The sequence below is a fragment of the Bacillus sp. ISL-75 genome, from assembly GCF_018613095.1.
Map to the genome: position 1 here is coordinate 1 of NZ_JAGGQX010000033.1, position 20,738 is coordinate 20,738.

Below are 20,738 nucleotides of genomic sequence, written 5' to 3' on the forward strand. Positions count from 1 at the left end.
AACCAATTTATAAGGCATACTCATTTTACAAACTTCTTCTGCATTATCTAGTTTTGAGGGAATGATTCCTCTAAAAAAATAGTCTGGCAGCAATGGCGAGAAGGTCACACCCGTTTCCATACCGAACACGGAAGTTAAGCTTCTCAGCGCCGATGGTAGTTGGGACACGCGTCCCTGTGAGAGTAGGACGTTGCCAGGCAAATTAAGGACAACCTGAAAAGGTTGTTTTTTTTGTTTTTCAACGTATATGTATGATGTTCACTGTAGTTATTAATATAACTGAGCATTAGTCTAATTCATTATTCTATGTAGGTCCTACTTTTTAGATATTATAAAGGCCGCTCTTTGTTTTCGATAAAATACAATTTCCATTATATGTCCGAAAGTTCCTGTTAACAAACCTAGTGCAAGTCCATTAAAGACAGGGAAATCCAAAAATCTAAAAACCGTATAATGTCTGATAAAGCTAGTGTCATGCCAAAATAAACCGAAATCCATTCCTAATACCATTCCAAGGAAGAAGCCAGATAAATATGTCCGTTGGTCTTTACCAACCATCTTATTATTATTGGCTATGGCAGAATTAAATGCCTGCCAAATTCCATATCCGTATAGGGATGGGTAAAATAGCGCCCATCTATAAAAATCGCATGATGGGCTGAATTAATATCTCCTATAAATGAGTCGATTAGGGATATGTTTAAATTTGAATTCAAATTCACTATAAATTCCAAGCCAATCAACACAGCGCCAACAATATAATCTTTATTATATAATTGCCCGAAGCCTGGTAAAACACACGACCATAACATTGCAGCAAATGGAGATTTATATTGTCGACTTTGTCTCATAGTGCCATTTCCCCCAAAAAAGAATATGTTACTATAATTTCTACATAGTAAGTCTAATTCCCTTTATTTGTCCATTTTTTGGTAAGAAAGTCATATACCTCTATTATAAAATAGTAGGAATGACCATGGGGAGGCTTTGTGTGGTCGACTGGGAATCTCATATGGCTGATGATTGGAATCAACTGTTCCACTTTCTCTCATCCTTCTCTAATTAATAAAAAGAGGCCGGATTCATCATGAATCCGGCCTTTTTCCCTTATTAGGCAATCACGTAATCCGTCACATTTCGGTCGATGACCCTTGCTCCTTTTGCAGCTACAAACTTGCCACTAGCCGTTGTGAAAACTTCAGATGCAATAATCTGCGCCATCGATAATTTTACAACTTCTTCATCAATCGGCTCTTTAGGGTTATCGACGGAAAGGCTTGCCGTCTTTCCAAACTCTGTGGTAAATTGCAATTCCAATGTTTTTGCCATTTCTTTCACCTCCACTCCCTTTATTATTTCGTTAGACTATTAACCTAGAATCGCGGAGCTGTCATTTCGCTCCACTTTGTTTAGCGGGTCATTGCATAGAGCAGCTACTGCTAGTGCCGCTTGCGATAGTTGATCTGCGGTAGCAGCCTTTGTGACATTGCTAAACGTTTTTGCTTTGAGAATGGGATTTCCTTCGTCATCCATGCCCGCTTCAAACACAATGCGAAGCTTCGTAACCTCTAATAATGCTTGTGCCATTGTCTCTCACCACCTTTCACCTTCTATATAGAGAAAAGTCGGCAAAAAGGGCAGGGGAGGGAGAAGAGAATTTTAAATAAATTGAAAAATGCCCTGGAGGATAGTGATCTCAGGGCATTATAATAGAGTTTTCGAGATTTCGTAGACGATCCGCAAATAAAAGCAGTGGATCTGCAAATAAAAGCCGTAGATCCGCAAATAAAAGCCAAATTTGCACAAATAAAGCTAACTTTTAGGCGGAGGAGGGAGCCTGGAGGGGGGGGAATTAGCGCAATGAGCAGCTTATCAGCGAATTATTGAAGGATATCAGCGGACTGGACTATTTTATCAGCGGTAAAGGCACATTTATCAGCGAAAAACCTGCTTTTATCAGCGAATCTATTTTTCCACATAACAAACAGGCAATTTTCTCAGATGTAGGTCGGTAAAAGTATAAGTTAACGAAAAAAAGTGTTGGCAGCACTTCACTTTGCAGTGCCTGGCACCACCTAAGTTGTAGACACCATGGATAAGGTTCTTATGGTCGGCACAAATCTCATTAAAAGTCATAAGAACCGTATCCCCCCATGTCCCTCCTTATGCTGCTCGCCGTAGGATGGCTTCCTTCTGTCTTGTTTCCGGGAAGGTCGCCACCAAGAAGATGTACACACTGGAGGCAGCGATAAAGAAAATCATCGCAGCAGTGTATCCGGATGAGCCTAAAATAAAGCTCCACACAATCGTCGCGATGGTTTGGCCCGCATAAGCGATCGCCCAGAAAAGTCCGAACATAATCGTCAATCTTTGTGGAGTCATCCCTTTTAATTCATGAGGGAGATTCAAAAAGATTGGGTACTGGATATACATCGCAAATCCTGATATTGAAATGAGTGTGTAAGCAAGAAGCGGAATCTTGTTAGCAAACACAATGGCTAGGGCAAAGGTTCCTACCATGACAATCCCTGAGAACAGAAGGATTGGCTTCCGTGGCACGCCCTTATTTCCGATGCGAATCCCTGCAAATGTTCCGAGAATGCCAAAACCTGAGATTAATAGGTTTGTTACAGAGCCATTTAACAAGGTATATTGATCAAAAATAGCTTTAAAGCTCACGAGCGATAATACATACAGGGTTAAAAAGGAAGCAAACGCCAGGCCATAGCGCCAGAGAAATCCGTCCTTGAGCGCCTCTTTATAGCCATACTTTTCAGCGGTACCACCCGTTTCTTTTGTTTCAAAGGTCTCTGCTTTCCAAAGCCAAGCGATAAAAAACAAGATCGTTAAAGAGGCAAAGAACGTTAATGTTAAACGCCAGTTGGCGACCATTTGCTTGGCGAAAACTGTAAATAAGACGGCGACAATAAAGGCACCGGCATTATAGGCCACCGTATTGGCGGCATTAATGCGCAGCTTTATGTTCGAATTTTTAATATAGTGAGCAACGATGGGGTTCATATAGACAATGACCATCGAGCCCCCAACGGCCATGACCATCCTAGCGACGGTATAGGCCCAATAATTCGGAAGATAAATCGCGACAAGTCCCATCATTAATAGGCCAATCGCGATACCTGCCGCTTTTCTAGGTCCTAATTTCATGAGCACGATCGCTGCTAAGATGTTGGCAAAGACACGCGCGGTCGTAATCGAATAGTTCACTAATTGAGAAATAATAGGATCCACGGGTCCACCGAAAAAGGTTTCGGTTATTTGCGGTGTCAAGGAAGAGCCCGCCACCCAGTTCATGGCAAAGGTTACATAGGCCAGCCATAAAACAGCCATCATAAAATAACCTTTTTTTGTATGATTAATCGTTTCCATACTCTCATCTGCTTTCATTCGTGTTTTCAACTCTAAACATTTCTAGATGACAGGTTTCATTGTTTCTTTTAATACGGTAACCGAGTGGCTGAATTGTTCCTTTTCCTTTTCATTTAGCTGTATTTCAATCACTTCACGGATTCCTCCGCGGTATATGACAGCCGGAACACCGATAAATACATCCTCCTGTCCATATTGTCCATCTAGATAGGAGGAGACCGTTAGGATACAGTTTTCATTGTTTAAAATTGCCTTCGTAATTCGAACGAGGGACATGCCGATTCCATAGTACGTTGCACCTTTTCGTTCGATGATATGATAAGCCGCATCACGGACATTAACGAAAATATCTTCTAAACAATCTTTGTTTGGTTCGTTTTTCCTTGCTGAAAGTTCTTCAAGCCTTTCAACACCCACTGAGGCACGGCTCCAAACGGGAAGTTCTGTATCCCCGTGTTCGCCAATGATATAGGCATGAACATTTCGTGTGTCCATATTGAAATGCTGACCCAGCGCAAAGCGGAGACGCGCTGAATCTAATACGGTACCAGAACCAATCACACGCTCTTTTGGCAGCCCAGACTCCTTCCAGGTCACATAGGTTAAAATATCGACAGGGTTTGTTGCGACCAAGAAGATGCCGTCAAATCCACTGGCCATAATGTTTTTTACGATTTGTTTAAATATTTTCGTGTTCTTTTCCACTAATTCTAATCGGGCTTCACCAGGCTTTTGAGCCAACCCTGCGGTAATGACCACTAAGTCTGCACTTTCACAATCTTGATAAGACCCGCTCCACACGTTGATAGGTGACGGAGCAAACGGAATCCCGTGATTCAGGTCCATCGCTTCCCCTTCAGATTTTGCCTCATTGACATCAATGAGAACTAATTCTTCCGCCACTCCTTGATTAATCATTGAATAAGCATAACTGCAGCCGACAGCACCTGTTCCAATTAAGGCCACTCGATTTACTTTTTTATTTCTGTTCTCCATTATGATCAGCTCCTATATATAAATGTCATCATTCGCTAGTAATTAATAAGTTAACGGTGTTAGTATATCACTTGTTTGTGAATGATTTCACAATATTTGTGGCATAAATATGACTCTTTCCATGGAAGCCTTTACATTTTTGAAAAAGCGTGATTAAGTGTGGGGATGGTTATTTTTGAAAAAAGCGTGATTAAGTATGACACTGTTATTTTTCGAAAAAAAGCGTAAGTAATTATGAGGACGGTTATTCTTCGAAAAAAAAGCATAAAGGTGCCTAAGGATAGGAAGGAATTTAGCTTGTTTGGGTTCCAGGTTCATCGTTCGCATTGTTTTAATTGATTAGCGGACAAAATAAAGATACACTTACCTATATTGTTTTTAGAGCGGGTGCACGGATGAATAATAGACAAAAAGAATTGCTACGAATATTGCTCGTTCATGAAGAAGGGGTATTGCATATTAAGGATTTGTCGGAAGAGCTTGATTGTGCGGAAAAAACGGTTCGGAACGATTTAGATCGATTGGAGGAGTTCCTCCTCGATTATCCAAGCGCCAGCCTCATCCGGAAGCCGGGCCTTGGGATTGCGATTGAAAGTGATGAAAGTGCTCGGTCGCAAATTTTGCGCAGTCTTCTTTCGAGCGAGCCGAAAACCAATGAAGAACGGCTGTTTGAAATGGCCTATCAGCTGTTAACAAGTGATAAGGCGATCACCTTACAGCATTTTGCCGATCGATATTATGTTCCTAAAGCGGCGATAAAAAAAGATATCGAGACGATTACGGATTGGCTCGAGCGGTTTGAGCTCGAACTCGTTTCGAAGCCGCGGGTGGGAAATGTGATTCAAGGATCAGAATTGAAGAAACGAAATGCTTTGGCGCACTTGTCTGAGCTATTTTTACATGAAAAAAATGTCGTGTTGGATTTATTTTTACCCTATGAGATTTCGACCGTTAGGAATGCCCTTAAGGATATGCAGGGGCGATTTTCGATTGCCTTTTCAGATGATGCCTTAGAGAGCTTGCTCGTTCATGCACTGATTATGGTGAAACGGACCCGGCAGCGGTCGCCTGTATTTGTCCAAGAGTCCGAAAAGGTGATGGCGTTTGAACGCAGAGAATATCAATATGCTAGCTGGTTTTTTGAAAAATTGGAGTCGGCCTTTCGGTTAATCTTTCCGGATGTGGAGCAGGTTTATTTTACGTGGCACCTGATTAGCAGCAAGCGTGTTGGGGAGGAAGTCAATCAAGATTTGACCGTTGATGAAGAGGCAGCTGAGCTTGTTCTTGCTTTCGTTCGTAAGATGGAGAAGTTGACACTCATTCATTATGAAGCGGATCCGATCTTAATCGATGGCCTTGCCGTCCATTTGCACTCGGTCATCAATCGCATCAAATATGGTTTTCCGATTACCAATCCGCTTCTATCGAATATTAAAAAAATGTATCCCTATATGTTCAATATGGTGATGTTAACGCTTGAAGAAATCAAACAAACTTTTCAGATCGAAATCCCTGAGGATGAGGCGGCCTATATTGTCCTTCATTTTCAAGCCTCTGTTGAAAGACTGGAAAAAAAGAGAGATATAAAGAAGAAAGCGTTGATTGTGTGCCATATGGGGATTGGGATGTCGCATTTGTTAGAGGCGAAAATCGAACAGCAGTACCAGAACATTGAGATTGTCGCCTGTATTGGAAAGGCGGAAGTGCCGGATTATTTGAGTACGCATCCAGATTTTATTATCTCAACGGTTCCACTTGAGAAAGTAAATATTGAGCACATCGTGATTTCACCGTTGTTTGGACAAGAGGATAAGAAAAAGTTACATCAGTTTGTCGAGGTGCTGAAGCAGAAAAGTGCCGAACACCATGGGCCCCATGTATTTTCTCCCTTCTTGAAGGAAGAGCTCGTGTTTTTTAACGTGGAAAAAGAACACCGCTATGAAGTCGTTGAATTGCTGGCGGACGCTCTTTATAAAAAAGGCTTTGTGAGTAAAGAGTATATTCATAGTGCTGTTAATCGAGAGAGGAAATCAGCTACAGCCATCGGCGGGGGAATTGCCATCCCGCATGGAAACCCAGCAATGATTCACCAATCTGCTTTAGCCACGGCGATCATGAAGGAGCGGATGGAGTGGGGGAATGAACGAGTGTCCCTTGTCATCATGCTGGCCATTGCCAAAGAAAATCAAGGGGAGCTTCGCGGGGTAATTGGGAAGATTTCTTCCCTGAGTGAGGCGCCTTTGGTCGTTCATGCGCTAACAGCTGCAAGGAATTATCAAGAATTTTTACAAGTACTGGACCAATTCGCCTAGCGGGTTGGTTTTTTTGCAATTCTCCGCTAATTGTTACCGTCAACTCCGTTTTTTTAAGGTGTCAGGCACAATTAACCCCTAATTGTTACCGTCAACTCCGTTTTTCTAAGGTGTCGGGCACAATTAACCTCTAATTGTTACCGTCAACTCCGTTTTTTTAAGGTGTCGGGCACAATTAACCTCTAATTGTTACCGTCAGCTCCGTTTTTCTAAGGTGTCGGGCACAATTAACCCCTAATCGTTACCTTTAGCTCCGTTTTGTAGGAGGAGGGTTCTACGTGACCGAAGTGGTAATAGAACTAAGTTTGAGGTCACGTAGGAGGGTTCTACGTGACCGAAGTGGTAATAGAACTTAGTTTGAGGTAACGTAGGGAAGGTTCTACGTGACCGAAGTGGTAATAGAACTAAGTTTGAGGTAACGTAGGAGGGTTCTACGTGACCGAAGTGGTAATAGAACTAAGTTTGAGGTAACGTAGGAAGGTTCTATGTGACCGAAGTGGTAATAGAACTAAGTTTAGGGTCACGTAGGAAGGTTCTACGTGACCGAAGTGGTAATAGAACTAAGTTTGAGGTAACGTAGGAGGGCTCTACGTGACCGAAATGGAGCTAGAACTAAGTTTAAGGTCACATAGGAACGCATTAAACTTTTTTTACCGCAGTCTCCGGTAAAAAGATAAAAAATTAACTGAACAAGATTGGTATATTATAGATTTAAGAAAGCGATTACTTAGTTATTTTTACAATAGGAGGTAACACGATGGGGAAAATATTAGCTGTTACAGCTTGTCCAGTGGGAATTGCTCATACATATATGGCTGCTGAAAACTTACAAAAAGCGGGCCAAGCGTTGGGCATCGATATAAAAGTGGAAACACAAGGTTCGATTGGCGTCGAAAATGCGTTAACGGAGCAAGATATTGCCGAAGCAGATGGCATTATTATTGCAGCGGATAAAGAGGTTAAGAAGGACCGTTTTGCCGGCAAAAAATTAATTGTCACCGGTGTCCAAGACGGTATTCGCAAACCAGAAGAATTGATCAAACAGATTCAAAGCGGAGAAGTTCCTGTTTATAAACCTGAATCAGCCCCGTCTGGTGAAGAAAAGAAAAGCAAACAAAAGGAAAACGGCTTTTATAAGCACTTAATGAGTGGGGTTTCCTACATGATTCCCTTTATTGTCGTGGGGGGATTATTGATTGCGATTGCATTAGCTCTAGGTGGTGAGCAAACACCAGGTGGAATTAAAATACCAGAAGGTTCGTTTTGGAAACAAATTGAAGGTCTTGGCGGCACGGCTTTCATGTTCATGGTACCGATACTGTCTGGTTTCATTGCGGTAAGTATTGCTGACCGTCCAGGACTCGTACCAGGTATGATTGGCGGTTATATTGCAGCCAATGGTAGTTTTTACGGAAGTGAAGCTGGTGCAGGATTTATCGGCGGGATTATTGCTGGTTTCTTAGCGGGTTATGTTGCCCTAGCTATTAAAAAAATTAAAGTGCCAAAAGCGGTTCAGCCCGTTATGCCGATTATTTTTATCCCGATTATCTCAAGTGTTATTGTCGGTCTATTATTTATCTTCGTCATTGGTCATCCGGTGGCAAGTGTGTTCGAAGCATTAACAACTTGGCTTGCTAGCATGCAAGGTGGAAGCTCGATCGTCTTAGCGATGATTCTCGGCGCGATGATTGCGGTCGATATGGGTGGCCCATTCAACAAAGTTGCTTTTCTTTTCGGTTCTGCCATGATTGCAGAAGGTAACTATGAAATTATGGGACCCATTGCAGTAGCGATCTGTATCCCGCCAATTGGACTTGCTACTTTTATCAACAAACGCAAATTTAGTCAGTCAGAAAGAGATGCCGGTAAAGCATCCTTCACGATGGGGCTATTTGGTATTACTGAGGGTGCGATTCCGTTCGCCGCACAAGATCCATTTCGTGTGATTCCAAGTATCGTTGTCGGTTCGATGGCAGGTTCTGTGATCGCCATGCTTTCTAGTGTGGGTGACAGAGTTGCTCACGGTGGTCCGATTGTTGCTATATTAGGTGCTGTTGACAATGTGGTTATGTTCTTCATCGCTGTTATTGTTGGTGTGATTGTAACGGCCCTCATGGTTACGGCATTAAAGAAAAACGTAGATGGTTCTGTGCTGGTAGCGGCGGGTGTTGGTCCTGTTACTAGTGCTGCGGCGCCAGTACGTGAAGAAAAAGTCGAAGCTGTTTCTAAAACCGATATTAGCAAGTTAACAGATATTACAACAATAGAATTAATTGATACCGATTTAACTGGCAACACACGTGATGATGTAATCGATGAATTGATTGCCAAGTTTGATACAGCTGATGTCTTACGTTCAAAACAAGAATATAAACAAGCGATCCTAAATCGAGAGAGTGAAAGTTCGACTGGGCTTGGAATGAATATCGCCATCCCCCATGGTAAATCCAATGCGGTTAAACGACCAGCTGTTGCCTTTGGTATCAAACGTGACGGTGTCAATTGGAAAAGTTTAGATGGCGCTCCGGCAAAATTAATCTTCATGATTGCTGTGCCGGAAAAAGCAGCAGGAGATGCCCATCTCAAGATTCTCCAAATGCTATCACGAAAATTAATGGATGATGGGTTTAGAGAGCAACTATTAAAGGTTACGACGAAAGAGGAAGCATATAAACTTCTTGAGACTATTTAGGGGTCAGTGGGAGGTAAACTGAATCAAACAGTAAAGCAGAGAGCAATTTCTCTCTGCTTTTTTTATGTCTTTGAGACCATGGGGATGGTTCTCTTGGTCAAGCCGCATTTGAGTTTGCGATATCAATGATGATGAGAGCAGAAAGCAAGCATCAACAATACAGAAAATTTTGTAACATTTTGTAAGAATATATTGATTTTTTTAAATATTTATTCTAATATAATGTGTATTAAATTTATTGAAATAGTTGGAATTAATTTATAGGGGGAATTGTTTTGGAAGTCATCGAGAAAATCAGCAGCTTTGCTGGGAAAACATTTACGTTATGGGTATTGATCTTTGCGGTTATTGCTTATCTTAATCCTGGTAACTTTGTGTGGCTGGGAGGATATATTGTTCCTCTACTAGGAATTGTTATGTTTGGAATGGGCCTGACACTCGAGCTATCGGATTTTAAAGAAGTATTTAGAAGACCGAAAGAAGTGGCGCTTGGGGTCATCGGTCACTTTATCATTATGCCGTTACTTGCCTTTTTATTGGCAGTCGGACTCCATTTACCTGAAGAAGTTGCTGTAGGTGTCATTTTAGTAGGATGCTGTCCAAGCGGAACTGCTTCCAATGTTATGGTGTTTCTAGCAAGAGGAAATGTGGCACTGGCCGTTGCAATTGCCTCAATTTCTACGATTCTTGCACCAATTGTTACACCATTGCTTATTCTTCTGTTTGCGAGCAAATGGGTTGATGTCAGTGTTGTTTCCTTATTCCTTTCGATTGTACAAGTTGTCATTGTTCCATTAGCAGCTGGCTTTATCATTAAAAAGTTCTTTGGCAAACAGGCAAAAGCCGGTGCAAAAGCATTGCCGCTTGTTTCCGTTATTGCGATTGTGTTAATTGTTTCTGCTGTCATAGCAGGGAGCGCGACTAAAATTGCTGAATCGGGTCTACTTATTTTTGGTGTAGTAATCCTTCATAATCTGCTTGGATTCTTCCTGGGCTTTTTCTTTGCCCGTTTATGCGGGATGGACCTTGCAAAACAAAAGGCTGTTGCGATGGAAGTTGGTATGCAGAATTCGGGCTTGGGAGTCGCTATCGCTACCGCTCATTTCTCGCCTTTAGCGGCAGTACCAAGTGCCATTTTCAGCGTCTGGCATAATCTATCTGGTTCCGTTCTCGCTAATATTTTCAGCCGTATGAAAGAAAAAGATCAAAATGATCAAAGTATCAAAAAGGTAAGTTAACACTGAAAACCATCCAGCCTTATCTGGGTGGTTTTCGCTTTTTTTTAACAAGGAGTAATCATTACAAACTAAGATTGGATCTTTTCTTCAAGATAGTTCCTAATTTCCTCTATATACTTAAATCTCTTTTTGGAAGTATATAGGGTCAGCCTTGTTTCTTTCAAAGGTCTTAGTAATTACTTTCAATAAGAAAGGGCTTATTTCTAATTCAATGACTTTGAATAAATTGTTTTACTACTTACTTATTCGTCATTTAAAAATTCTAATTTCACAACAGTAATTTTGTTTTCCCATCATAGCTGTGAATTTGCTTAAACAAAAATCCATAGTTTTAATTAAGGAACTACGGTCAAGTTTAATGGCTAAAGTACCTCAGTCTTTTGTTTTTGTACTTTTTTATTTTCTATAAGATTTTTTAGAGCCAAAATGGAAGTACCCTAAAATAATAATTCAGAAAGAAGAACAAGATGATTATTCTGGATTAAGTAGCTGTTTCTTCTCTTCGGAGGTTTCAAAAGCGTCTAGAATGGAAGAAAGTAGTCCTGGAAAACGGTATTCCAAATCTTCCGTTCTTAGAGATAGGAAACGCTGGGTTCCTTGGACGCGCACATTCACAATACCCGCTTCCCTTAACGTACGAGTATGATGGGAAAAAGTGGATTTCGCAACGGGCACTCCAATATCCCCACAGGATCGTTCACCTGCATTTTTTATATTGGAGACAATTAATAAACGAACAGGATCACTTAAGGCAGATAAAACGTTGGACAAATGAATATCTGCACGGTCTGGGTGAAATAAAATTTTCACGATAAAACCTCCTTAAAATTTTTTCGAGTTTATGATTGCATTATACCATAGCACATGATATTATTTCTATTGTTCGATGACTATCGAAATTTAGAACTTAAAGTGAGGGGAAAAAAATGACATCCGAAACTACAATTAATTCTATCCAAGCTACAGAGCAGCACGCCATGAGAGAAGGAATGGTTACTCTCCTGCTTGGTATATCGATTGTACTGGTCATCATGAACACGATGATGTTTAATTTAGCTTTGCCGGACGTGGCGGCAGCATTTCAATTATCTGCTTCTTCAACTTCGTGGATCGTGACAAGCTATTCTATCGTATTCGCTATCTCATCAATTACGTATAGCCGACTAGCTGATTTTGTTCCAATCCGAAGGCTCTTCATTATTGGGGTTTTATCTCTTAGTCTTGCCGCGATAGTAGGTTTGTTCAGCAACAGCTTTATCATGTTGCTAATCGTGCGCATCTTTCAAGCATCCGGAGCGGGTTCAATCCCAGCCTTGTCACTGATACTAATCACCCGTTACGTTCCTATAGAGCGCAGTGGTAAAGCAATGGCTATGATTTTGTCTTCAGTATCGCTAGGTCTAGGGTTAGGGCCTGTCGTTGGTGGCGCGATCGTCGAATATTTGGGCTGGCATATTTTGTTTGTCTTGACTTCGATAACTTTACTGTTAGTCCCTTTTTTTGTGATTCTAATTCCAAAAGAAAAACCCAAAAAAGGTTCTTTCGACGTTTTAGGTGCACTATTCATAGGCGTTGGTACGACGGGACTTCTTCTTTTCTTAACGAACCATTCCTGGATCGCGCTGGTGTCCGGACTAATTGCGATTGTAATGTTCATCGTCCGCATACGCTCAGCTAAGGAACCTTTCGTGCTCCCAGCGCTATTCCTAAATCGCTCTTATCTAATTTTAGGAGCAGTCGGTATTGCGGCATATATCTGTAGCTTTTCGACACTATTTTTAATGCCACAAATCCTTGTTAAACAATATAGCCTTAGCGCTATCGAAGCTGGGCTAGTGATTTTCCCAGGTGCATTTTTAGCTATGCTTGTCTCCCAAAAGGTAGGACGAATCATCGATTCAAAAGGAAACAGTTCGATCATCAGATATATTCCGTTGCTCCTACTGGCATCAGTCGTTTTATTCGCTTTGTTTGAAGGAACTTCTTATCTTGCAATCATGTTCATCTACATGTTAATGAGTATTAGCTTCACAATCTTGACAAGCAGCATATCGAATGAAATGTCCAGATTATTACTCCCAAAACAGATTGGTTCTGGACTTGGACTATTTCAGCTTCTTCAATTTTTCAGCGGTGCATTCGGTGTTGCTATGACGGCCAGTGCTCTAAACTGGCAAAAGGGCCTCCCATTAGCGCATGCATACAGCAATATCTATTGGGGGTTGACAATTGTAGTCATCCTATCGATTGGTTGCGGGATTATTTATGTGCGATCTGCATTTCGTAAACCCATGACTTCATAACAATAGTTTTACTTTATCCAAAGATAAGCTAGGGACGAGATTTTCGATATTTACATCTGGTTCTCAGTCCCTAGTAATACTATTTATTTATTGGTAATACGTTTATTAACCTTGGTTATTGTACCAACCACGTACCATGTTATGAGGTCGATTAAGAGGAGAATTGGGAAGAGACAGATAGATGCTGAAGGTGGGGAGAGGGAGACGGCGTAAATTCGAAAGGGTGGTTCACACAGAAATAGACTTTAACAACGAACACTCTGACCCAATATGGAAGTGTAATTTTACACAATATTTCAGTTGTAATGAGCTTCTTTTAGGGTGAGTCCACCTGGATTCAACTTTAGAGGACTTATTTGGGAAAACGCAAATTCTATTCATAGACCTATTAATCTATCTGTTTTCATATTGTTATGATTCAGTACGTGCAACTATTTCAAACAAACGTTTGATTAGTATAAATCCCAAAAAAATGAAAAGACAGAGAGCTTTTACTCTCTGCCTCACTATCATACTTTACCATTGTAAACTTTAGCTAAGTGGGGGTCTGAACCCACTAGCTGTTTGAAAGAGGGGACAATGTCCCTGTTCCTATTTTACTGTAATCATCCGCTTCACTACTGTCGTGTTTTGGGATTTATCAGTAACAGTGTACGTTAATGTATAGGAGCCTTTTTTCTTTGTACTAACCGTTCCTGTTACTTTTATCTGACTGGTTAAACTGCCATCTAAATTGTCTTTTGCGGTTACCCCTGTTTTCGGATTGAAGGAAGATTTGTAACGAATGGTTATATTTTTAGCCCCAGAAATGACTGGTTTTGTACTGTCAATCGTGATTTTTCTCGTAACAGTGGTAACGTTCTTTGAATAATCAGTGACCGTGTACTTTAATGTATAAGTACCCTTTTTCTTTGTATTAACGGTGCCACTGACGGTAATTTTACTAGTCAAATTACCGTCAATATTATCGCTCGCCGTCACACTTGCTCTTGGATTAAATGAAGAATTTAGTCTTATTGTTTTGTTGGTGGCACCTGAAATGACAGGTTTTACATTATCATATACTGTTATTCTTCTTTTAACTGTAGTCACATTCATAGACCTGTCAGCTACATTGTAAATTAAATCGTACGTGCCTAATTTCGTCGTATTAACCATACCCGTCACATGAATAGCACTTGTGATATCACCATCTACATTATCTAATGCTTTCACACCTGTTAAAGCATTAAAATTGGATTTGATCGGAATAGATTTGCTTGTGGCACCTGTAATGACAGGTTTCACCGTATCCTTTATTATATAAGCTGAAGAAACATATCCTCTCATCTTATGGTCTTCGGTTAAAACAGGGTACCAAACATATTGATTTGTAGAGTCATAAGTAAATTCTCCGTCAATGATCAATGCTGTATTTTTAGGTAAGGTTTTGAGAATCGTAGTACCTGGTGCTGTTCGTAATTTAACATCGTCCGCCGTCGTTACCACTCGGTTTCCAACTTTAAAAAAATAAGCGGAGTTGTGTACTTGACCAGTTAGTATGTATTCCAACCTATTAAACTTAATGCTTTCAGTGCTATCACGATCATAGTCAAAATCAGATGTGCTAAATGGGTATTGTGCTAGTTTTGTATCGTCTAAATAACTTTGAGCTTCTAATTTGGCAAAAACTTGTTCTTGATAAGCATCCTTATTTCTCTCACCGGTCTCTTGTTTAAGCGGACTGTTCACAGGTTTTGTCCCGTTGTATGCCATAACAGGGAAATACCAATTTTCAATCACCTGGCGTCCTGCCCCTTTGATTTTCGGCAAATCCGTTCGTGTATACATACTGCTAAGGACTCTTACACCGGTCTCGATATTATAGACGATATCGTTTTTTAACTTATCTTGGACGTATTCCTTTTGATTGGTAAGCTGCATGAGACCGATACCACCATCATGAGAAATAACAGGCTCACCAGCATCGTCAAATTGTTTCCAGCTCCCGTTTTCCTGTGTAGCCACGGCTTTTACCACTTCAGGAGGAATGTCAGCCGCTACTGCTGCATTGGTAAGTAAGCAGTTAATTTGTTGGAAAGGTGGATTGACATTCGGTTTAATCTCACCGCATTTGGCGGATAAATCTGACTCTGCAGAAGCATTCCCATAAAACAAACTAATAGTTAAACAGGTTAATAGTCCTGCTTTGAAAAAAGGTAGCTTCACGTATCAAAACTCCAGTCTATGAATATCTTTGTCTAGTATTATCATAACATAGTGACTGGTAATTTTGTATGGACGCCGCTGTAAGGATTTGTTATTTTTAGGAAGATGACCTCGGAATATAAAATATGAAGAAAACAGAACAGTATGAGGGTTTGCTGTTTTCTTTTTTAAAGGAAGTGTATCTGATGACTTCAGGCTATAAACCCGCCGTGCATTTTAATCATGTCAATTATTCACTTGATGGTAACCATATTTTAAAAAATATTACGGGATCTTTCCCCGAAGGTTATATTACCACTTTAGTGGGGCCTTCAGGAGCAGGGAAAACGACTTTGCTCAAATTATGTAATGGGTTGCTATCACCTGGTGCGGGAGAAATTCATATCAAAGGTAACATTATCTGCAGCTATGAACCCGTGGAATTACGCAGGCTTGTGGGGATTGCACTTCAAAGTGCGCCAATGATTAATGGCAGTGTTCTAAAAAATCTTGCCTTACCATTAGCATTGCAAGGAAAACAACTAGCTGAAAAAGATGCAAAAAATTTATTGCATGATGTGGGGTTAGAGGAGGAATATTTGCTTCGACCTATCAAGGATTTATCAGGAGGACAACGTCAAAAAGTATCGATAGCAAGGACACTTGTTAACCATCCACAGATATTATTGCTTGATGAAATCACTTCTTCACTTGATCGTGTATCACAGCTGGAAATCGAAGAACTCATTGTAAAAATTAATCAAAAATACGGGACCACTATCATCTGGATTACCCATAATTTACAGCAGGCAATGACGATTGGACACAACACTTGGGTCATGATGAATGGTGAAGTGATTGAAACAGGAAAAAGCAGCTTACTGCGCGCTCCTGTTAATGAGAAAGTACAACTTTTTGTAAAGGGGGATCTGGAATGAGTTACCTCCACTTAACTATTGCCCTTATTTTCGTTTTCCTTCCAATTATTTTATCCAAAACGCTTAACTTGGGACTGGAAAGAGACACCATCATAGCTGTGATACGTTCCATCATTCAATTATTGGCGGTTGGGTATATTCTTAAGTTTGTATTTGATTCCGAACATATGATGTATATTTTCCTGATGGTGACAATCATGATTGCCGCAGCGACACAAAGTGCCCGAAAAAAAGGCGTTTCTATAAAAGGGATCACATGGAAATTGATCGTCACATTATTAGTAATTGAAGTGTTGACACAAAGTATTTTATTAGGATTCAAGATCACACCTGCCACGGCCCAATACATTATCCCAATTAGCGGAATGGTCATCGGAAATTCGATGGTGCTCGCTATTCTCTTCCTCAACAGATTCACAGCAGAAGTAGAGGCGCATCAAGATGAGGCGGAACTCATCCTGTCACTCGGCGGAACACCTAAACAAGCCATACACACACAGCTCATCACTTCTATAAAAGCAAGCATGATTCCGACCATTGAGAGCCAGAAAACAATCGGCCTCGTCCAGTTGCCGGGAATGATGAGTGGCCAAATCATCGCAGGAGCCAACCCTATGCAAGCAGTCCAATTTCAATTGCTCATTCTCTTTCTCTTGTTAACAACCGCTGCAGTCACAAGCGCCATGCTCGGATATTTATCGTACCCAAGCCTTTTCAACGAGCGCATGCAGTTACTAAGGGGGAAATAATGCAAATGGTGTCAGGCACCACGAAAAGACATTTGTCCATTTGTGGTGCCTGACACCAATAACTATATATTCCTCTTATTTTTGGTATTTATCTAACTTAGAGGTTACGGTGCTGGGCTTTCTCTCCTGAGGTTTGGCTTTTAGGGTTGATGCCCAAGCTATTTTTGATTCATATTTCTGGGTATGTTCCTTTTTGACTAGGTTCTGTAACCGATCTTTGTTTTTTTCTAGGGATTCCTCAAGGGCATGCAGGCGCCGTGAAGGAAAGGCGAGTCCCGCCAAAATAGTCGTTACCGTTGGATCTGATTCAGAGAAGTAGGTCCCTTCGAATAATTCGAGTGGTTCTCCAATCAGTTCAAAAATGGATGGAACATTAATTAGTTTAGCCATTTTTTCCGGGCCTTCGTAGATTAACCCCGCGCGGATTACACCGGTTGACTCCACCGGACAGAATACGGAGGTAGCCCAAGATTGTTGTATTTTACTAGTAACATCTGAGGTTGTTTTTGCATCGGTAATTGCTGCAGAAGATATAATCGTTACACCTCTTGTTCCCAAAATATTCATTAGGTCAGTTTCGTCAAAGTTTCCGTAAAACGAGCTCTTTTTCGTTACTTGCAACACACTCTTAATGGCTTCCATGACTTGTTGATTAGAAGAAAGGTAGATTTGATGTTTACTGGATTGTGGGTTTAACTTTCTCATTTGATCATTATCAACTAGGAATACCGATGAAAGCGAGTTTATCTTGGAAAGCTCTTCAATACACTGTGTAGCATTGATGCGATTACCTGTTAATACATTTCGATCAGGAACAATTGGAATGGCACCTATGTTAACGCCGGACAGATGTTCCAATAACAGATCAATCAATAACGGGCTCATCCCTGATCCAGTACCCCCATCGGTTGAGAAGGCCACTAATAAAAGTTTAATTTTCTTAAAGGAATTCTTTACAAAGTCGACAATCTCTCGGTAGTTATCGTTAACTGCTTTTAAACCGATGGATCGATCCTGCCCAGCACCATTGTAACCAGGAACAAAATACTTCCTTTCCACTTTTGTGTTCACTATGCCATCGCGTTTGTTCGTATTGATAAGTGCGGTTTGAAACCCCATCGATGAGGCAACTTCCGCTAAATTACCGCCTGCTTGCCCGACTCCTAAAATCCCAATTGATTCCATCAGATCGCCTCCTTCATTACTAAAATGATACTCATGTTTTTCGAAATTAGACTTTATCATTTAAAAAATGCCTAAAAATAGTAGTTGAAAAATGAATAAACCAACTGTGACTTAACAATCGCTACATATTAAAAATGGTGTCAGGCACCATGAAAGGACATTTGTCCATCTGTGGTGCCTGACACCAAGAACCATTTTTGTATTCAAGTCTGGTTCAGCAGTTAAACATGGTTCCTTTTTTAATGAGTCATTTTTGAAGTCTTCCCTCGACATCCTTCGCAGGTATGACGACCGGACGCATAAATCTTGCTCTCGTATTCTACTCCCGTATTAAATTCTTTACTTTTTCCCTGGCACCACTACGCCAACCTTTCACGGCTGATAAGGATACCTTTTCTAGTTCGGCAATTTCCTTGACTGATAGGCTATCACGGATGGTATACAGGAGCCATTTCTTTTGATTCGGTGTCAGCGTTTCGCAGTAGGATAATAGAATTTCCTCCTGTAATGGGTCATCCGAATAGGGATCTGCTGCCAGGTTCCAGAATTGCTCTTCAGGGTGAACATTTCGTTCTTGGTCTTGGTGTAATTTTTTCAATTCCATGAGAAGGTAGCCTTTGATATAGGTGTAAGCATAGTTGGTGAAGCTCCCTTTTTGGGGGTCGAAGCGCTGGCTGGCTTCCCAAAGGGCGATGAGACTGTGCTGATAGAATTCCTCATGGTGCTTGTAAAGGTGGAGCGAGTGCATGATTTTATGGAGCATGGGCTGGTACTGGTCGACTAACTGTTCAAAGCTTTCCAAGGGAAAGTCCTTTCAGAAAGCGCGCTTTTCATGTATTCCCGGGTACCTCTACCATAGCGTGAATGCTTGATCGTATCGAACGGACAATATTCACTTTTGGAAGGGATTTTGGGCTAATTGAGGTAATTTTTACTAGCAAATTTGATTTTTGGAGGCGTTTTTTGGAGTTTCAGTCGATTTTGGGGTGAATTGCAGATGCTTACTACATAAATATAGGAACTTACTACATAATTCCGCACACTTACTACATAATTATTGGGACTTACTATATAATTTCGTCCACTTACTACCTAACTCTAGGAACTTACTCCATAATTCCGTACACTTATTACATAATTTAAGAAACTTACGACATTTGCTGGATAATTATTGGAAATTGGTTAAAAAAGAAAGCTCAGTCCGAACCAACGATTAAGTCCATATAATTGTGTAAAAAGAAAGGGGTCATTTTTATCCCTCTTGGAAACAATGTTTTCAACGACGATAAACAATGAGAAGAGGAATAAGAATGACCCAATTACAGTTTAGCCTAGATATGGATCTTTTAAAAGAATCAGTAATGAATTCAAATATAGACACAGTTGTTAAATCAGCTGTTGTTCTGGTTTTGAATGAGTACATGGAGAAAGAAAGAGATGATTATTTACACGCTGCTGCGTATGAACGCTCTAATGAGCGTCGTGACTACCGTAATGGCTACTATGAACGTGAATTAACGATGAATATCGGTAAAATAAAACTAAAGGTTCCTAGAACTCGTAATGGTGAATTCTCACCTTCAGTTTTTGAGAAATACTCACGGTGTGACCAGGCATTAGTTCTCTCTATGCTAGAGATGGTTATCAATGGCGTTTCTATACGCAAAGTTACACATATCGTGGAACAACTTTGTGGTGAAAGTATCTCAAAATCGTTTGTTTCTTCACTTACTCAGAAGCTTGATCCTATTATCAATGAATGGGCCAAACGGCCCTTAAATTTAAGGTACTATCCTTTTGTTTTTGTAGATGCAATGTATATAAAAGTGCGTGAACATCACCGTGTCGTCTCTAAGGCTGTTTATATTGCCACTGCTATTACAGAAAACAAAAAACGTGAAATACTTGGTTTAAGTGTGGATCATGCTGAAAGTTATGAAAGTTGGAGTCGCTTTCTCCAACAACTTAAATCCCGTGGCCTTCAATCCCCAAAACTAGTCATTTCAGATGCTCACCAAGGGCTTCAAAAAGCGATTCAACGTGAATTTATTGGAACTAGTTGGCAAAGGTGTAACGTCCATTTTAAACGAAATGTCTTAGAAAAGCTTCCAAAAAAGGGCTCAGATGAAATACGTATGATGATTAAGCGTATTTTTGATGCAGTCACAATTGAGGATATGCGGAATTTTAAAGACGAACTGATGAGTCAGTTTGGGGATAATTCTAAATACGAACAAGCTCTGAAAATATTAGATGAAGGATTCGAAGATACCATCCAATACATGGAACACCCAGAAGATATCCGTTGTCATATCCGTAGTACAAATTCTCTTGAGCGATTAAATCAGGAAGTCCGAAGAAGAGAAAAAGTAATTCGTATCTTCCCTAATACACAATCTGCTTTTCGTTTAGTAGGAGCTGTTTTGATGCATTATCAAGAGTCCATTTATTCAAAGCAAAAATCTATTAAAAGGTAGCTAAGTTTAATTTTCAACGTACTTCCATTTATGGATTATTCCATATCCAGTCAAGGCTATCAAAGGAAAAACCGCCTTTGACACCCTTGACTGGATATGGAGATTGAAACCCATGGAAGTAACGCTCGAAAAATGTTAAGGGGGATAAGTCGGTTAATCAAATTTATTAAATATAACAAATTTTTAGTTAAAAACATTGTTTAGCAATTTACACAATATTTAGGACTTGACTGAACCAACCCTAACTTCAGGCAACCAAATTACAAAAAGACAA

At 40.4% G+C, this 20,738-nt stretch carries 16 protein-coding genes and 1 rRNA gene; 8 read left to right on the forward strand and 9 right to left on the reverse strand.

The window, feature by feature from the left end:
- Window positions 1-82 precede the first annotated feature (82 nt).
- Window positions 83-199, forward strand: a 5S ribosomal RNA gene (gene rrf / locus J7E63_RS15015).
- 373 nt (window positions 200-572) lie between these two features.
- Here the strand turns inward: rrf and J7E63_RS15020 are convergent.
- The 5 genes from J7E63_RS15020 to J7E63_RS15040 all read right to left on the reverse strand — a co-directional run bounded on the left by J7E63_RS15020 (window position 573) and on the right by J7E63_RS15040 (window position 4,383).
- Window positions 573-851, reverse strand: coding sequence for a DUF5683 domain-containing protein (locus J7E63_RS15020; protein ID WP_215013677.1), 279 nt, complete (start codon window positions 849-851; stop codon window positions 573-575).
- A gap of 259 nt (window positions 852-1,110) precedes the next feature.
- The gene (locus J7E63_RS15025; protein ID WP_214712402.1) at window positions 1,111-1,329 is read right to left on the reverse strand and encodes a DUF2922 domain-containing protein; all 219 of its coding nucleotides are present in this window, start codon (window positions 1,327-1,329) and stop codon (window positions 1,111-1,113) included.
- Window positions 1,330-1,368: 39 nt separating this feature from the next.
- Window positions 1,369-1,587: a DUF1659 domain-containing protein gene (locus J7E63_RS15030; RefSeq protein ID WP_215013679.1), complete on the reverse strand. Its 219-nt coding sequence runs from the start codon at window positions 1,585-1,587 to the stop codon at window positions 1,369-1,371.
- A gap of 576 nt (window positions 1,588-2,163) precedes the next feature.
- Window positions 2,164-3,387, reverse strand: coding sequence for an MFS transporter (locus J7E63_RS15035; RefSeq protein ID WP_215013681.1), 1,224 nt, complete (start codon window positions 3,385-3,387; stop codon window positions 2,164-2,166).
- Window positions 3,388-3,429: 42 nt separating this feature from the next.
- Window positions 3,430-4,383, reverse strand: coding sequence for an L-lactate dehydrogenase (locus J7E63_RS15040; RefSeq protein ID WP_215013686.1), 954 nt, complete (start codon window positions 4,381-4,383; stop codon window positions 3,430-3,432).
- A gap of 395 nt (window positions 4,384-4,778) precedes the next feature.
- On the opposite strand from J7E63_RS15040, the gene J7E63_RS15045 reads away from it, so the two are divergent.
- From J7E63_RS15045 to J7E63_RS15055, 3 genes are all read left to right on the forward strand, one after another.
- On the forward strand, window positions 4,779-6,695 hold the full coding sequence (locus J7E63_RS15045; protein WP_215013687.1) for a BglG family transcription antiterminator: 1,917 nt from the start codon (window positions 4,779-4,781) through the stop codon (window positions 6,693-6,695).
- Window positions 6,696-7,452: 757 nt separating this feature from the next.
- Entirely contained in the window at window positions 7,453-9,387 is a 1,935-nt protein-coding gene (locus J7E63_RS15050; protein ID WP_215013688.1) for a PTS fructose transporter subunit IIABC, read from the forward strand.
- A 275-nt stretch (window positions 9,388-9,662) separates the two neighbouring features.
- A complete protein-coding gene (locus J7E63_RS15055; protein WP_215013689.1) occupies window positions 9,663-10,625 on the forward strand; it encodes a bile acid:sodium symporter family protein in 963 nt (320 codons plus the stop codon).
- Between the two features lie 471 nt (window positions 10,626-11,096).
- On the opposite strand, the gene J7E63_RS15060 is transcribed toward J7E63_RS15055, so the two are convergent.
- Window positions 11,097-11,435 carry an ArsR/SmtB family transcription factor gene (locus tag J7E63_RS15060; RefSeq protein WP_215013690.1) on the reverse strand — a complete coding sequence of 113 codons (339 nt, stop codon included), beginning with the start codon at window positions 11,433-11,435 and terminating at the stop codon, window positions 11,097-11,099.
- Window positions 11,436-11,551: 116 nt separating this feature from the next.
- Between J7E63_RS15060 and J7E63_RS15065 the strand changes: the two genes are divergently transcribed.
- On the forward strand, window positions 11,552-12,928 hold the full coding sequence (locus J7E63_RS15065) for an MFS transporter (RefSeq protein WP_215013691.1): 1,377 nt from the start codon (window positions 11,552-11,554) through the stop codon (window positions 12,926-12,928).
- Between the two features lie 591 nt (window positions 12,929-13,519).
- Here J7E63_RS15065 and J7E63_RS15070 read toward each other — a convergent pair.
- Complete coding sequence (locus J7E63_RS15070; protein WP_215013692.1) at window positions 13,520-15,136, reverse strand: immunoglobulin-like domain-containing protein; 1,617 nt, start codon at window positions 15,134-15,136, stop codon at window positions 13,520-13,522.
- Between the two features lie 185 nt (window positions 15,137-15,321).
- On the opposite strand from J7E63_RS15070, the gene J7E63_RS15075 reads away from it, so the two are divergent.
- Window positions 15,322-16,053 (forward strand): ABC transporter ATP-binding protein, encoded by a 732-nt coding sequence (locus tag J7E63_RS15075; protein ID WP_215013772.1) that lies wholly within the window; start codon window positions 15,322-15,324, stop codon window positions 16,051-16,053.
- The gene (locus J7E63_RS15080) at window positions 16,050-16,802 is read left to right on the forward strand and encodes an ABC transporter permease (protein WP_215013693.1); all 753 of its coding nucleotides are present in this window, start codon (window positions 16,050-16,052) and stop codon (window positions 16,800-16,802) included. Before J7E63_RS15075 ends, J7E63_RS15080 begins: the two co-directional genes overlap by 4 nt.
- Before the next feature lie 75 nt (window positions 16,803-16,877).
- On the opposite strand, the gene J7E63_RS15085 is transcribed toward J7E63_RS15080, so the two are convergent.
- Window positions 16,878-17,987 (reverse strand): FtsZ/tubulin family protein, encoded by a 1,110-nt coding sequence (locus J7E63_RS15085; protein ID WP_215013694.1) that lies wholly within the window; start codon window positions 17,985-17,987, stop codon window positions 16,878-16,880.
- 319 nt (window positions 17,988-18,306) lie between these two features.
- Window positions 18,307-18,789, reverse strand: a complete 483-nt coding sequence (locus J7E63_RS15090) for a sigma-70 family RNA polymerase sigma factor (protein WP_215013695.1) — start codon at window positions 18,787-18,789, stop codon at window positions 18,307-18,309.
- A 508-nt stretch (window positions 18,790-19,297) separates the two neighbouring features.
- On the opposite strand from J7E63_RS15090, the gene J7E63_RS15095 reads away from it, so the two are divergent.
- Window positions 19,298-20,464, forward strand: coding sequence for an IS256 family transposase (locus tag J7E63_RS15095; RefSeq protein ID WP_215013696.1), 1,167 nt, complete (start codon window positions 19,298-19,300; stop codon window positions 20,462-20,464).
- Window positions 20,465-20,738 lie beyond the last annotated feature (274 nt).